The organism is Pararhodospirillum oryzae, assembly GCF_007992075.1.
In the GTDB taxonomy this organism is placed as follows: domain Bacteria; phylum Pseudomonadota; class Alphaproteobacteria; order Rhodospirillales; family Rhodospirillaceae; genus Pararhodospirillum; species Pararhodospirillum oryzae.
Genome location: NZ_BJZO01000090.1, coordinates 1 through 14,708 on the forward strand (window position 1 = coordinate 1; position 14,708 = coordinate 14,708).

The window sequence follows — 14,708 nt, forward strand, 5'->3', positions numbered from 1 at the left end:
TCACTCAAAAATTCAGGGATACGCTTGCGGGGCTGGTTTGCGCGCGAAAAACGGGCGGCGAGGAAGAGCGGAATTTCGCCGCGTTGTGCCTGCGCGTGGTGAAAATACGATGTGCTCTTCACATGGAAGAGACTTTCGAGCCCGACAGGCTTCAGCCTTCAAGAAAACCGCGCCAAGCCAACATGCTACAGAAATTCCGCCAATGCCTTGCCGTGCTTGATGTCACGGCGGAAATCGGCGGTTCCAGGGAGCTGTCCGCCGTGGTGCCGTGGACGATCGAGGAAATCCCCGCCGAAGGATAGGGGGCGCCCCTCCCTATCGTCCGCGCAGGAAGGCCATGGCCTGGTTGAGCTGGCTCATGCGGGCGTTGTCGCCCAGGCCGCTGTCGGGGTGCAGCACGGTGGCCAGCTGGCGGAAACGGCTGCGCACCACCCCCAGATCGGGGTCCGAGCCTGGGGGGAAGCCCAGCACGTACAGGGCCTCCTCGCGCGAGCCCACGCCTTCGGGCAAGGTGTCGCCGGTGAGCAGGGGTAAAAACCCTCGCAGGCGGTCGCGTTCCTGGCGCAGGCGTTCGATCTCGGCTTCCAGGCGGGTCACGGTGGCGGAGAGATCGGGCCCGGGAGGCGGGGGAGGCGGCTCGGGCGCAGGGGGAGGCGCCTGGGGGATCGAATCCGCGAGAATGGCCGGGAGCGGGGGGCAGGCCTCGCCATCCACCAGCACCCGCAAGGCGCCGCTGTCGAGGGCAAGCGCCACCGCCAGCGCCTTGCGCACGAAGGGCACCGTGTAGCCGCGCACCATGCGCACCTGCAAGCGGGGCTTGCGCCGCCACGGCCGGCCAGCCGAGGGCCCCGACTTCAAGATGACGATTTCCCGATCTCCGGGCGGCGGTTCGCCCGGATCCTCGGTCGCCTCGACCACCGCCGGAGGCACCACCAGCATGACCGAGCGCGCAAGATCACCGGCGTTGACCCGCCGGCGATAGGCAAGGTCAAGGGTGGCGTCGCGAAAGGCGCTGGCACAGGGAACCGTGTAGGAATGCTTGACTTCGATCGCCATGGCAGGACGCGGTCGCACCCGGGTCACGAGGTCACGGGGTGGGGTTCGGGCTTGCCCTGGGCCAGGAACTCGGCCATCGCCTCGCCCGGGAGCGGACGCGAGAACAAATAGCCCTGGATGGTGTCGCAGCGCACCGAGCGCAGGAACTCCAGGTGCTCCAGCGTTTCCACCCCTTCGGCGACCACCTTGAGGTTTAGCGCGTGCGCCAGGGCCACGATGGCCTGGACAATGGCCGCGTCGTTGGGGTCGTTGGTCACGTCCATGACGAAACTGCGGTCGATCTTGAGCTTGTGAATGGGAAAGCGCTTGAGCACCGACAAAGAGGAATACCCGGTCCCGAAGTCGTCGATCGAGCACGCCACGCCCCGGTCGCGGAACATGCGCACCACGTTGATGGCATTCTCGGGGTCGTTCATCGCCGAGCTTTCGGTCAGTTCCAGTTCCAGCTGGCGCGGCGGCACGCCGGCATCGGCCAGGGTCTGCTCGACGATGCTCATCAGCTGGCGCGAATTGTGGAACTGCCGGCCGGAAATGTTCACGGCCACCGTGATCTCGGGCAGCCCGCGCGAGCGCCACTCGGCGATCCAGCGGCAGGAATCAACGAGGATTTGCAGGCAAATGGCATCAATGAGGCCGCATTCCTCGGCCACGGGGATGAACACCCCGGGGGGCACCATGCCGTCATCGGGGCTTTGCCAGCGGGCCAGGGCCTCGCAGCCGATGATGGCGCCGGTGGCGATGTCGACCTGGGGCTGGAAATAAGCCATGAATTCCTGGCGGTCCAGGGCGCGGCGCAGCTTGTGCTGCATGGTCAGCATCTTGGCCGCGCGGGCGCCCATTTCCTCGGTGAACACCTGGAAGCCGCCGCCGCCATCCTCCTTGGCCCGGTGCAAGGCGGCATCGGCGTGCATGATCAGGGTTTCGGCCTCGTGGCCGTCGGTGGGATACACCGAGGCGCCAATGGACACCGTGAGATCGAATTGCTGGCCGTTGACCTCGATCGGGTGTTCAAAGGTGGCCTGCAGGCCTTCCACCGCCTCGTGCAGGTCGGGCAGCGTGCTCAGCCCGGTGAGCATCACCAGGAAACGGTCGCCGCCGGCCCGGCAGACGATGGCTCCGGCATCCAGGCTTTGCAACAGGCGCCGGGCCACGGCCACCAGCACCTTGTCGCCCATGGTGTGGCCGATGGTGGCGTTGATGATGCTGAAGCGGTCCAGGCCCAGCGACAGCACCACGACCCAGGTTCCCATGCTTTGGGCGAACAGGCGGGCGCGCTCGAAGCGCTCGATGAACAGCGAGCGGTTGCCCAAACCGGTGAGGGGATCGTAATAGGCCAGGAAGGTCAGGCGACCCTCGGCCCGCTTGCGGTCGGTGACATCCAGGCTGACGCCTTCCCACACCACCGAGCCATCGGGCAGGCGGTAGGGGCGCGACCAGCCGCGCAGCCAGCGTTCCTCGCCGGTGCGGCTTAGCACCTTGATGTCGTCTTCCATCGGCTCCAGCCGGGTGGCCGACAGCTTGAGCGCCTCCATGAACGCCTCGCGGTCGTCGGGCGCCATGGCATCAAGCAGCAAGCGGCCATCGTCGAGCAGCTCGCGCGGCTCGAAACCCAGAACCTCGCGCGCGCCGTTGCTCACGTACAAGAAGCGCAGCTCGCCTTGCGCGGTGAGGACCCGCTGAAAGACCAGGCCCGGCACATTGTCGGCGATGTTTTGCAGCCGCTCCTGGGTGGCGATCAGGGCGTTTTCGGTTTCCTTGCGCTGGGTAATGTCGCGGATGACGGCGATGAAAATCCGCCGTCCCTCGGTCAGCACCTCGGACAACGCCATCTCCAGCGGAAAGACACTGCCATCTTGGCGCTGGCCACGCATTTCACGCGGGCCGGTGCCGATCAGGGCGCCCTCGCCGGTCTGAACGTAGCGTTGCAGCAGGCCGTCGCTCCAGGCTGCTTCGCTTTCGGCCATCAAGATGCCGATGCTGCGCCCGATCAGGTCCTCGGCCTCGTAGCCAAACACGCTGCCGGCGGCGGCGTTGGCGGATTCGATCAGGCCGTCCTCGCTGATGGTCACGATCCCATCGGCGGCATGGTTCATGATCATCTCAAGCCACAGCTCGGCCCGCTTGCGGTCGGTGATGTCGATCAGCACCCCGTCCCACAAGACGTCTCCGTTGGGCATGACCTGGGGCTGGGCGGTGCCCGACAGCCATTTGACCTCGCCGTTGCGCGCGATGGCCCGGTATTCCTCGGTGCACTGGGTCAAGGCGGCGGCCGAGCGGCGCAGGGTTTCCAGGTAGGTATCGCGGTCGGCCCAGTGGATGGCGTCCAGGCAGCCATCGCGGGCCGTGGTCATTTCCTCGGGCTGGTAGCCCAGGATGTCGATCACGCCCGTGGAGAAAAACGGATAGTACAAGGTGCCGTCGGGGCGCATGACGCGCTGGAACACGATGCCCGGCATGTTCGAGGCGAAGTTGCCCAGGCGCTCCTCGGTTTCCAGCCAGGTATCGGGCCCGGACGGCAGGGCCGTGGCCTCGCGCACCAGGGCGACGACATGATGGCGCCCGTCGATCTCGGTGCTGCCAAAGCTCATTTCGGCGATCAGGGGGGAGCCATCGGGGCGGGCGATGGTCAGGTAGCGTTTGCCCAGCGCGCCCAGATCGTCGCCGGGCCGGGTTTCGCGGCCCAGAAGGGCGGCCAGGGCCGGGTATTTGTCGCCCAGCAGGTTGACGAGGCCGAGCCCCAGGATCTCGCGGCGCTGACGCCGGAACAGACGTTCGGCGGCCTGGTTGAAGACGACCACCCGCGCCGCCTCGTCCAGGACGATCAGCCCTTCGGGCGCCGCGTCCGTGACCGCCGACAGCAGGGCCGTCACACCGTCTTCAAAAACCACGCCAGACCTCAATCGTTGTGGAATTCTTCCGGGACCCCGGCCCATGGGGAGGTCACGGGCTCGAAGGATTCCGGTGCCGAGGATAGGACATCAAGGCTTCGGAATCGATGACTGATTTTGGTGTCGGCGGTCCCAGGGAAGGGGTTTGAGTTGCAAGGGGGTCAAGCACCCTGGCGGTTGGCGGCCACCAGGCGGGCGTACAGACCGTCGAGGGCAAGAAGGTCGGCGTGTCGACCGCTTTCCACGATCCTTCCCTCCTTTAGAACGTGAATGGCATCGGCGTTCAGGATGGTTCCCAGCCGGTGGGCCACGATCAAGGTGGTGCGTCCGGTCATCAAGGCGGCCAGGGCTTCTTGGATCTGGCGCTCGGATTCCCCATCCAGGGCGGCGGTGGGTTCGTCGAGCAACAGCAAGGGCGCGTTTTTCAGGAAGGCGCGCGCGATCGACAGGCGCTGACGCTGCCCTCCCGAAAGCCGAACACCCCGTTCGCCCAAGGGGGTCTCGTAGCCTTGGGGCAGGGCCCGGATGAAGGCGTCGGCGCCGGCCAGGCGCGCGGCCTCGCGGATCGCCCCGGGCGCGGCGTCGGGCTGGCCATAGGCGATGTTGGCCGCCACCGTGTCGTCGAAGATCATCACGTCCTGGCTGACCAGGGCCACGCGCGCCCACAAGGACGCCAGGGTCACGTCGCGCACGTCCTGGCCGTCGATCAGAACCCGGCCGCTGGTCGGATCGATGAAGCGCGCGATCAGGTGCAAGACGGTGGTCTTGCCGGCCCCCGAGGGGCCGACCAGGGCGACCACCTGGCCCGGATGCAGTTCCAGGTTCACGTCTTGCAGGGCCGCGGGCGGGCGGAACGCGGGGCCGTCCGCAAGAGGGGGGGCGGAGCCCGGGAGGGAGTCCGGCAAGGGCGGGCTGGGATAGGCGAACGACACCTGTTCCAGGCGCACGACCCCTTGCGTCCAGGCCAGGGCCCGGGCCTTCGGGGCCTCGACCACGGCCGGGGCGCGGTCAAGCAGGGCGTACATCCGCTCGGCCGCCGCCAGGCCCTCTTGCAAGGAGGCATGGAGGTTCGCCAGCCGCTTGGCCGGCTGGTAGGCCAGCATCAAGGCGCCCAGGAACGAGGCCAGCTCGCCCGGGCTCACCCGGCCGTCGAGCACCTGGGTCCCGCCATAGAGCACGGCGGCGCCAACGGCGACGCCCACGAACAGTTCCATGATCGGCGTGACCAGGGCCCGGGTGCGCTCGGCGCGGAAGGTGAGGGCGCGCACGGTGTCGATCAGGGCGTGGACGCGCTCGCGCTCGCTGGCCTCGGCGCCGTGCAGCTTGACCATGCGCAGGCCACGCAGGGTTTCGGTCAGGCGCGCGTTCAGGCGCCCGAGTTCGGCCTGGGTGCGTCCGGCGATGCGTCGGACCCGCCGGCCCAGGCGGCCGATCGGCCACACGGCGAGCGGCAGCACCAGATAGGCGAGCAGGGCCATGCGCCAGTCCAGCCATACCGTGTACCCCACCAGGCCCACCAAGGTGAGCAGGTCGCGTCCCAGGCTGGTCAGCCCGTCGGAAACCGCGTAGCGCAACTGGAACAGGTCCACGGTGAAGCGCGACGCCAGGGTGGGCGCCGGGGTGGCCTGGAAAAAGCCGAGATCAAGCCCGGCAAGGTGGCGGTACAGGCGGTTGCGGGCATCCGACACCGCCTCCAGCCCCGCGCGCGCGACCAGAACGGTGGAAAAGGCGTTGGCCACGGCCTTGAGCGTGAACGCGGCCACGATGCTGGCGCCCAGTCCCCACAAGGCGGCCGGATCGCCCCCCTTGACGATGCCGTCTATGGCGGGCTGCAGGATATGGGCGACGAACACGGTGGCCCCGGCCAAGACCAGCATCCAGGCCACCGCCCAGGCGATCAGGCCCAGGCGCGGGCGGGCAAAATCGCGGGCAAGGCGGCCCAGGATCAGGCGGGTGGCAAGCGGGCGGGCGGTCCGATCGGGTGGGGCGGCAAGCGACACCAGGCAGCCTTCCGGTTTCAAGATAAGGGGAAGAATGAGGACGTGGATCTTGAAGCGCCGTGCGTTGAACCGGATCCGGACACGGTGCCTTAACTTTTTGTTTTTACGTTCGACTTATCCGAAAAGCCATTCCCGCTTTTCGGGGCGCACTCTAGCAGCGGGGCGTGGGGTCGTCACCAGGGGAGCGCATCCCCGGCAAAAAACGGCAGTTTGCCCAAGACAGGGCCTGTCGGTTTGGATACAGTCACCCCCAAGGTCTGATGGGGAACGAGTCGGAAATGATCGTTGAAGAGCGCAAGCTGACGCCGATTGAAGACAGCGACATGGATTCGCTGTTCGTCCTCCCGCTGGACATCATTCCGCTGGAGACACCCGCACTCAAGCGGGCACGCATGATTAAAAATGCTCGTCTGCGCAGTGTCATTGAAATGTTCGGCGATATCGAGACCGGAAGCGGCCAGATCGAAGTCACCGGCCTGCCCAAGTTGTTTGGGTGGGACCCCGAACAGGGGGTTCACCCCGACATGGTGATGCTGAGCAAGCTGGCCACCTTGGAAAGCTACGATGTTTACTCCTTGCGGATCTTGTTGCGCGAGGCCGGCATTCCGATCGGCAACCAGGAGGCCTTGAAGCTCTCGGACGAGAAAAGTCAGCAGCTGACAAGCTATATGACAAAGTTTACGTACCCCTTGATCATGCAGATCTACGGGGATGATAATCTGGTTATCAATAGTTTTGAGGACGTGGTGAAGCTGTTCCGGGACCCGGATGTTAAAAAAGCCAAGCAGCGTCTTCAGCAGATGGCGGACAAGCTGGGCATCGGCATTCAGGATGTTCCTAAATTCCTTGAGGATTATGGGGATATTTTCCTTTCTCTGTCATATTATCGCAATTGCCTGGATCAGTTGGCGCCCCTGCTGGAAAATTTCATCAGTTCCATGTACCAGCTGCGCAATAACTACCAGCTTCGTCAGGATCCGAATCTGCTCAATACCCTGACGATGATGGAAAGCACGATGAACGAACTGTCGGCGGGGATCACCGGCCGGTTCGAGAACTTCGATCGTTCCACGAAATCAATGTGGGATGATCTGACGGCGGACCGCTTCCACAAGGTCAAGGCGCTGATCGAGGCCTATCACACCACCATCGGCGGGGTTCTGTGCGGTCTGACCGTGAAAATGAACGCCTGGATCCGCCTGTTCCCCAAGGAGAACTCGGGGGGGCCGATCAAGCGCGCCGAGTTCATCATGAGCGAGATGCGCCAGGGTCTGGATAACATCAAGCGAATCGACGACAGCGCGCCCATGCTGGCCGCGCTGGGGTAAACAGACGGCCTGGGCTTATCGGGCGGTCAGGGCGCGGGGTCGCCAGGGCTTGCGTCCGCGTTGGGCAGCGTGAAGTGGAAGGTGCTGCCCTTGCCTTCCTCCGATTCCATCCAGATGGTTCCGCCGTGGCGCGTGATGATGCGCTTGCACACGGTCAGGCCAATGCCGGTGCCGGGATAGGCGTTGGCCGGGTGAAGCCGGCGGAACATTTCAAAAATATCCTGATCGGTGGGGCCCATGCCCAGGCCGTTGTCGGCGATGGAAATCCGCCAGGCCCCGCTGCCCTGCCGTGCCGCGACCCGGATCACGGGCGGGCGGTCCTTGGCGCGGAACTTGATGGCGTTGCCGATCAGGTTCTGGAAAACCTGCATCAGCTGGATGGCGTCGCCCATGACCAGGGGCAGGTCGCCGACCTCGATTTCGGCGCCGCTTTCCAGGATGCTTTCGCGCAGATTGGTCAGGGCCGCCTGGCACGACGCCCCCAGCGCCACGGGCACGAAGGCCATGCCCTTGGCCGCGACCCGCGAGACCGACAGAAGATCCTGGATCAACAGGCTCATCCGCTTGGCCGCCGCGATGACGAAGGCGAAACTCTCCTGATGCTCGGCGGGCAGCGTGTCCCCCATGCGGTGCTGAATCAGCTGGGTAAACGAAACGATCGAGCGCAGGGGTTCTTGCAGGTCGTGCGACGCGATGTAGGCGAAGCGTTCCAGCTCCGTGTTGGACCGGGTAAGGGCATCAATGGTGACCAGCAACTTGATCTCGGCCGTCTTGCGGTTGGTGATGTCCTGGGTCGTCCCGATGCCGCGACTCGGCTCCCCGGTCGCTTGGCGCTTGATCTCGGCTCGTTCCCGGACCCAGCGCGTGCCCTGCCCGGTGACGATGCGGTGCTCGATGTCGTAGGCAGCCCCGGCCAGGGCGGCTTTCCAGGCCGCTTGCACCACCGGGCGATCCTCGGGCACCAGCCGCGAGAAAAACAGATCAAGGGTCACGGGGGTGTCGGCCGGCATGTCGAAGATTCGTCGGGTCTGGTCCGACCAGTCCAGCTGTCCACTGGGGATGTCCAGCTCCCAGCTGCCGATGCCCGCCACCCGTTGCGCCTCCTCCAAGGTTTCCTGGCTGCGGCGCAACGCTTCCTCGGTGTGGCGGATTTCCGTGATATCGTAGGCCACGCCCACGACCCCGATCAGCGTTCCCGCCTCGTCGTGCATCGGGGTTTTGGTCGTTCTCAAAAGGACGCGGTGGCCGCCGACTGCATAGGTAAGCCATTCCTCGTTGGTGGTTGGCTTGCCGGCGGCCATGGCGATCCGGTCGTGGGCGCGGAAAAAATCGGCCAGGTCCCGATCAAGAAGATCGTAGTCGGTGAGTCCAACGATTTCTTTTTCGGATTTACCAATAAATGTTTCAAATTTTTTGTTGCAGGACAGGTAAACCCCATCCGGATCCTTTAGCCAGATCATTTGCGGGATGGTTTGAAGGAGCGTTTTTAGGAATGCTTTTTCTTCCGCTGCTGAATTCTGATTTTCGGGAGAGGAATTTTTTCCCTCGTCGTGTCCAAAAGACGTGCTGATCGATCCACTCATGGAGCGGCGCAAAAAATGGAAAAAAGCAACATTTATAACCACTAATAAAAAGAAGAAAAACACAATCACCCCTAACCAGGGGCCAGGTCGAATGCCATCGGAAAGTGGTGTCATGCGTGTGGACAGACCAATCAGCGCGGTGACGATTTTTTCGTTGTGAACGGCCAGGTCTTGCTCGACCACGTAAACCCCTCCGGTCAGGGACCGGCTGGGCAGTGGCGGGGTGGCGGGATTCACGGGGCCCGCGTGTCCGATCAGATGCCCTTCCTCGTCGCGGATCACGATGAAAACGATCCCGGCCTGGGGCGCGGTGACGAGCCGAGAAAGAATGTCCTGAATCGCCTTTTGCTTTGTTGAAATCAGATCTTCCCTCAAGGAAACATCCAAGACGGGCTTCAGGATATCCAGGCGGGCGTGAAGGCGGGCCTCCAGATCCCAGTCGAGAAGAAAGCCATGATGAGCCAGCACAAGGGCGGCAAGGACCATTTGAACCAGCAAAAATGCCCCGGTCAGTCTGAAGCGGGGCCGGGAAAACCGGCGAAGAAAGGAAGGACGGAGCAACGCGGGGCATCCTTGCTGGGGCGGCGTGAAAAACGGCCTCCGAGGGGGGGCAAGGCGTGAGGGGCCTCCGGGCGTCACGGTAAAAAACCGGAGCCGACACGGGTTTCCCCCGGCCTCTTTTCCGATCGTGCGACGGAGACCCTCAACGAGGGGCAAGAAGCGCCTGTTTCAGAAAGGGGCACGGGTCAGGTGGCACATGGGGCCAGGGCACGATCTTGAAAAGGGAAAGGGGAGGAGGTCGCCATCTTTTTTATTTCGAGACAAAGGGATGCCTTGAAAAACGGGCACCGCCTTTCCCGAAACGACACACTCAGACGAGGGGATCCAAGGTCTGATCGTGTCCCTCCGCCGCTGACGGAGTCTCAAGGGGGATGGTGGTGGTGTCGTCCAGGCCAAGGGCGGCGGCGTCCAGGAGGGCGTCGGGCAGGGGCATGACCCGGGGGCCATCGGTCCAGATCAGCACGCCCTCAACGCTTCGCCCCGGAAACACCCGGCGCAAGACGGCCCGGTAGGCGGCCATCTGACGCAGCACGCCGCGCTCCACGTCCTCGACCCGGGCGGGGGGCGGGCGGTTGGTCTTGTAATCGGCGACCAGCACGCGCCCGGGCTCGACCAGGAGCCGGTCCACCTGGCCGCTGACCACGTAGCTGCCCAGGCGTCCGACCAGGGGGACCTCGGCGCGCGAGCCGGGCGCGAACACGGCCCGGCATGCCGGATGATCGAGGACCGCCAGGGTTTCGTTCAGCAAGGCATCAATCCCGGCGTCATCCAGGCCCCACACGGGCCGTGCCAGCCAGGCGCGGGCCCGGGCCGGGCGCTGGGGCGGATCGACCTCGGGCAGGACCTGAAGCAGGCGGTGAATGAGCCGGCCACGCTGGAAGCGCTTGGGGTCGCGGGCGTCGCCCAGGGGCGACAGCGCCGGCGGGTCGTCCTCGGGGCGAGAGGGCGCGAGCGGGCGCGGCGGCACCGGCTCGGGCGGCGGCGGCTGTTCCAGCCAGGCGGGCGGAGCCGGAACCGGCACCGGCGGGGGGGCACTGGTCGGGGGCACCGCCCGCTCCTGGGCGGCGCTCAGGCAAAGCACCGGGGCCTCGGGCAGGCCGGCCGCGACCAGGAAGGGATCAAGGCATTCCGTGGCGTCGGGCGCCAGCGCGTCGCGAACCAGGCCATGCCAGGCATCCGACGGCGCGGTCTGGCGGGTTTCCCAGCCGCACACGATCAGGCGGTCGGCGGCGCGGGTCAGGGCCACGTACAGCAAGCGGCGGTATTCGCGGTCGCGCTCGGCCTGGGCCGCCTCCAGAAGGCGGGTCACCGTGTCGTCGCGCAAGGCGCGCGACGGGCACCACAAGGGGAGGGGATGACCGTCGGCGGAGGTATCCCACAACAGGGTTTCGGTGCCCCGGGGCTTGGCCAGGGTGTCGGGCAGGATCACGATCGGCGCTTGCAGGCCCTTGGAGCCGTGCACGGTCATGATGCGCACCGCCTGGGGCTCGCCCTGGTCAAGGTCGCGCTTGATCTCGACGTCCCCTTGCTCCAGCCAGGTCAGGAAGCCTTGCAGCGAGGGGGGCGCGCCGCGCTCGAAGGCCAGGGTCAGGGCCAGGAACTCGTCGATCGGGTCTTCCGCCTCGGGCCCCAGCCGCGCCAGCAGGCGGCGCCGGCCATTGCCGGGCCCGTCCAGGACATGGGCATAGAACGCATGCGGGCCCACGGTGCCGGCGCGCTCGCGCCAGGGCGCCAGCTCGGCCCACGCGCGCCCGAACTCGGACCGGGCCCCGGCATGGGCTCCCAGGCGCGACCACAGGCGCACCCCCCGGGGCCGTCCCTGGGCCAGGGTGAACAAGGCCTCCTCGGAAAGCCCGACCAGGGGGCCCTTGAGCACGCACGCCAGGCTCAGGTCGTCCTCGGGCAGCAGCAGCGCCTTGCCCAGCGCGATCAGGTCCATGACCGCGATCTGGTCGGCCAGCACCAGCCGGTCCACGCCGGCCACCGGGACCTTCAGGGCCTTGAGCGCTCCCACAAGGTCGGTTTCAAAGCCGCCCCGCCGGCGCACCAGAACCATGATGTCGCCGGGACGCACCGGCCGGCCCCGGCTTTCCAGCACCGTCTTGCCGTCCGTCAGGCGCTGGATGTGGGCCGCGACCACGCGCGCGAGCCGGGTACGGGCGCTTTCGGTGCGGATGCGCTCGACCGGTGGCTTCCACGGCTCGGGATCGGCGCGGTTTTCGGGTTTCAGCGCCGGCCACACCTCGACCCGCCCCGCGTCCAGGGCACGGTGAGGCAGGTGGGTGATATCCTCGTCGGCCCCGGCCACCCCATCGCGGGCGGCCTTTTGCGCGAACACCTTGTTGACCGCGTCCAGCACCGGCCGGGTGGAGCGAAACGACAGGTTCAGGGGCACGGTTTCAAAACGCCCGCCCAGTGCCTCCACCCGGTCCTTGAAATGGTCGCGCGCGTCGTCGAAGGCCTGGGGGTCGGCGCCCTGGAAGCCGTAGATCGACTGCTTGCGATCCCCCACGGCGAACACGGTGCGCGGGCGTTCCTTGCTCCAGGTGCTGCTATCCTCGAAAAAGGCATCGGCGAGGGCGCGGGCGATCGCCCATTGCTCGGGGCTGGTGTCCTGGGCCTCGTCGATCAGCAGGTGATCCAGGCCCCCGTCGAGCTTGTAAAGCACCCAGGCGGCGGCGCTGCCGTCCTCCAGCAGCCTTCGTGTGGCCAAGATCAGGTCTTCGTAGTCCAGGCGTCCCATCAGGGCCTTGCGCCGCTGGTAGTCCTCCAGCACCGCGTCGGCCAGGGTCATGAGCGCAATGGTTGCCCGCGCCACCCCGGCCCGTTTCAAGCGGGCGTGGACCGCGACCAGACGGGTTTGCTCGGCGATCAGGACATCGCGCGTGCCCGGTCGTTTGGTTTCCACCGCCTTGGTGCACAAGGTCTTGACCGGGGTCTGCTCGGTGCGGGTCAGGAAGGCGTCCAGATAGGCGCCAAACAGGGCCACGCGTCCCCCGGCCGTGGGCTCGGCCAGGAAAGGCGCCATCAGGGCCGCGCGCTCGCCGTCCTTGGCCGATCCGTGATCCAGCAGGGCCTGGACGGCCAGGCGCAGGGCCGGGGCGTCGAAGGCGTCGTCGCGCCCCGCCGCCAGGAGGATCCGTTCGGGGGTGTCGGCCGGGTCCACGTCCAGGTGCGTGGCCACGGCCCGGGCCAGGCCCGCCGCTCCGCCCAGATCCTTGAGCGCCTGTTCCAGGCGCCCGCGCCGGGTCAGCAGCCCGGCCATCACCTCGTCGAAGCGGGTTTCGTCCAGGTGGCCCGCCACCTCGGCCAGCGCCTCGGCCAGGGGATCCGCGTTTTCCTCGCCCGGAGTGGTCGGGCTCCGCGCGACCAGGGCCCGGTGGGCCAGGGCCTCGCGGGCCCTGACTTGCAGGGTCTGGGCCTCGCGCTCGTCGAGAACCTCGAAATGAGGGGCGACCCCGGCTTCCAGGGGAAACCGGCGCAGCAGGGTTTGGCAGAAGCTGTGAATGGTCTGGATGCGCGGTCCGCCCGGCGCGTCCAGCACGCGGGCGAACAACTGGCGGGCGCGCCGGCGCAGCGCGGCGCCCTCGGGCCCCGGATCCAGGGGCGCGCCCAGCAGGGTTTCCAGGGCCCCGTCCAGGGCGTCGTCGGGCATCACCGACCATCCGGCCAGAACCCCGGCGATGCGGTTGGCCATCTCGGCGGCGGCGGCCTTGGTGAAGGTCAGGCACAACAGGCGCTGGGGCATGGCGCCATCCAGCAGGAGGCGCAACACCCGGTCGGTGAGGACCTTGGTCTTGCCGGTGCCGGCGCTGGCGGCCACCCAGGCCGAGGCGCGGGGGTCGGCGGCGCGCCGTTGCGCCCGGGCGGAATCAGGAACGGCCATCGCGCGGTGTGCCCATGCAAAAGGACTCCTTGCCGGAGCGGGGCGGGCACGGTCGGAAAGGAGGCGGAATTAGCGCACCGGCCCCCGGCGCAGGCCCCGCGCCAGATTGACGCCATGACGGCGCACGCTATCAAGGAGTTTGTGCATTTTCAGGCGCAGGCGCAACCAGCGATGGGGCACGGCGCGCCAGGGATCGACCCGGGGCGCGTTGATGTCGGAGGGCAGATCCTGGGGTTCGATCAAGGGCGAGGGCAGCACCGCGAACAGGGCCAGGCCGTTGGCCCAATAGCGATCCAGCGCGATATCGATCTGCATGATCAAGGGGGTGCACGCGGCCAGGGCCTTTTTCATGCCCACGCGGTCGAGCACGTAGCCCTGGGCGCCGCAGGTGGCGTGCAGCGGGCGGACCAGGGTGCGGGTGGGGGTCAGCTCCGCGACCGGGCGGCTGGGGCGCCGGCGCAGGCCATAGAGCTTGACCATGTCGGCGCCGGCCGGCAAGGCAAAGCAGGCGTCGAGCACCGCCTTGAAATCCGGGGCGACGATCACGTCATCCTCCAGGATGCAGATCTTGTCGAAGCCCTCGGCCAGGGCCGCCTCGATGCAGGCCAGGTGACTGAGCGCGCAGGCGATTTCGTTGGGGGTCAGGTCGTGGCCAAAGCGGGCGAGGCGCCGGGCCTGGTCGTAGCGGGGCGCTGTCGCGACATCCAGGGAAGCGCCATCGACGGCCTTCCACACCGTGGCCTCGACCCCGACCTTGGCCAGGCCGCGCAAAACGCGCTGGCGCCGGATGTCCGAGCGTTCGAGGTTGATGACGAACACACCGGTCCGCACGGGGGGGCTTGTGGCCATGCAACGGCACCTCGCGCTTGACAGGGCACAGGGACCCGGGCCACCACCCGAGCCATCAGGGGCGGCGCATAGCGTGTCTTGCGCCGTTTCGTCAAGGGCGCAGGCCGGGGCGTTTGGGACCGGCTGTCATTTCCGCTGACCAAGGAGCCGTCATGGAACCCAAGGACACCACCGTCAACGAAGCCTACAAGGGCTTCACCAACACGGCTTGCCCGTTCTATCCGTGCCACAAGGGGGTGAAGCGGGAATTCAACTGCCTGTTTTGCTACTGTCCCTTGATCGCCTACGCCTGCCCCGGTCCCTACAAGCTGTACACCGATCGCAACGGGCTGGTGCGCAAGGACTGCTCGGGGTGCACCTTGCCCCACGATGGCTATCATGCCTCGTGGAACTTCATTCAGAAATGGTTGAAGCGCCCGGTGCCCTGGGATGGCCAGCCCCAGACCCGGCGCGGGCGCGACACGTGACCCCCTCCAGGGGAGCGTGGGGGCGGGCCCGATCAGGGCGCCAGGGCGATCGGGTAACGCCTTGGATGCCCTTGGGAAAGGGTTCCCGAA

General features: G+C 66.7%; 9 protein-coding genes. 3 read left to right on the plus strand and 6 right to left on the minus strand.

Annotated features, from left to right (window positions below):
* A partial coding sequence (locus ROR02_RS16665) for a hypothetical protein (RefSeq protein WP_218032820.1) occupies positions 1 to 302 on the plus strand: 302 nt, incomplete at its 5' end.
* A gap of 13 nt (positions 303 to 315) precedes the next feature.
* On the opposite strand, the gene ROR02_RS13705 is transcribed toward ROR02_RS16665, so the two are convergent.
* The 3 genes from ROR02_RS13705 to ROR02_RS13715 form a co-directional block, all read right to left on the minus strand.
* Positions 316 to 1,056, minus strand: coding sequence for a J domain-containing protein (locus ROR02_RS13705; RefSeq protein WP_147164608.1), 741 nt, complete (start codon positions 1,054 to 1,056; stop codon positions 316 to 318).
* 23 nt (positions 1,057 to 1,079) lie between these two features.
* Entirely contained in the window at positions 1,080 to 3,944 is a 2,865-nt protein-coding gene (locus ROR02_RS13710; protein ID WP_246135552.1) for a bifunctional diguanylate cyclase/phosphodiesterase, read from the minus strand.
* Positions 3,945 to 4,105: 161 nt separating this feature from the next.
* A complete protein-coding gene (locus ROR02_RS13715) occupies positions 4,106 to 5,944 on the minus strand; it encodes an ABC transporter ATP-binding protein (RefSeq protein WP_246135553.1) in 1,839 nt (612 codons plus the stop codon).
* Positions 5,945 to 6,222: 278 nt separating this feature from the next.
* Between ROR02_RS13715 and ROR02_RS13720 the strand changes: the two genes are divergently transcribed.
* Positions 6,223 to 7,272: a hypothetical protein gene (locus ROR02_RS13720; RefSeq protein ID WP_147164610.1), complete on the plus strand. Its 1,050-nt coding sequence runs from the start codon at positions 6,223 to 6,225 to the stop codon at positions 7,270 to 7,272.
* Between the two features lie 26 nt (positions 7,273 to 7,298).
* On the opposite strand, the gene ROR02_RS13725 is transcribed toward ROR02_RS13720, so the two are convergent.
* The 3 genes from ROR02_RS13725 to ROR02_RS13735 all read right to left on the minus strand — a co-directional run bounded on the left by ROR02_RS13725 (position 7,299) and on the right by ROR02_RS13735 (position 14,151).
* Positions 7,299 to 9,416: an ATP-binding protein gene (locus tag ROR02_RS13725; protein ID WP_147164611.1), complete on the minus strand. Its 2,118-nt coding sequence runs from the start codon at positions 9,414 to 9,416 to the stop codon at positions 7,299 to 7,301.
* Between the two features lie 310 nt (positions 9,417 to 9,726).
* On the minus strand, positions 9,727 to 13,302 hold the full coding sequence (gene addA, locus ROR02_RS13730; protein WP_147164612.1) for a double-strand break repair helicase AddA: 3,576 nt from the start codon (positions 13,300 to 13,302) through the stop codon (positions 9,727 to 9,729).
* Positions 13,303 to 13,371: 69 nt separating this feature from the next.
* Complete coding sequence (locus ROR02_RS13735; protein ID WP_147164613.1) at positions 13,372 to 14,151, minus strand: glycosyltransferase family 25 protein; 780 nt, start codon at positions 14,149 to 14,151, stop codon at positions 13,372 to 13,374.
* A 152-nt stretch (positions 14,152 to 14,303) separates the two neighbouring features.
* Between ROR02_RS13735 and ROR02_RS13740 the strand changes: the two genes are divergently transcribed.
* Entirely contained in the window at positions 14,304 to 14,618 is a 315-nt protein-coding gene (locus ROR02_RS13740) for a cysteine-rich small domain-containing protein (RefSeq protein ID WP_147164614.1), read from the plus strand.
* Positions 14,619 to 14,708 lie beyond the last annotated feature (90 nt).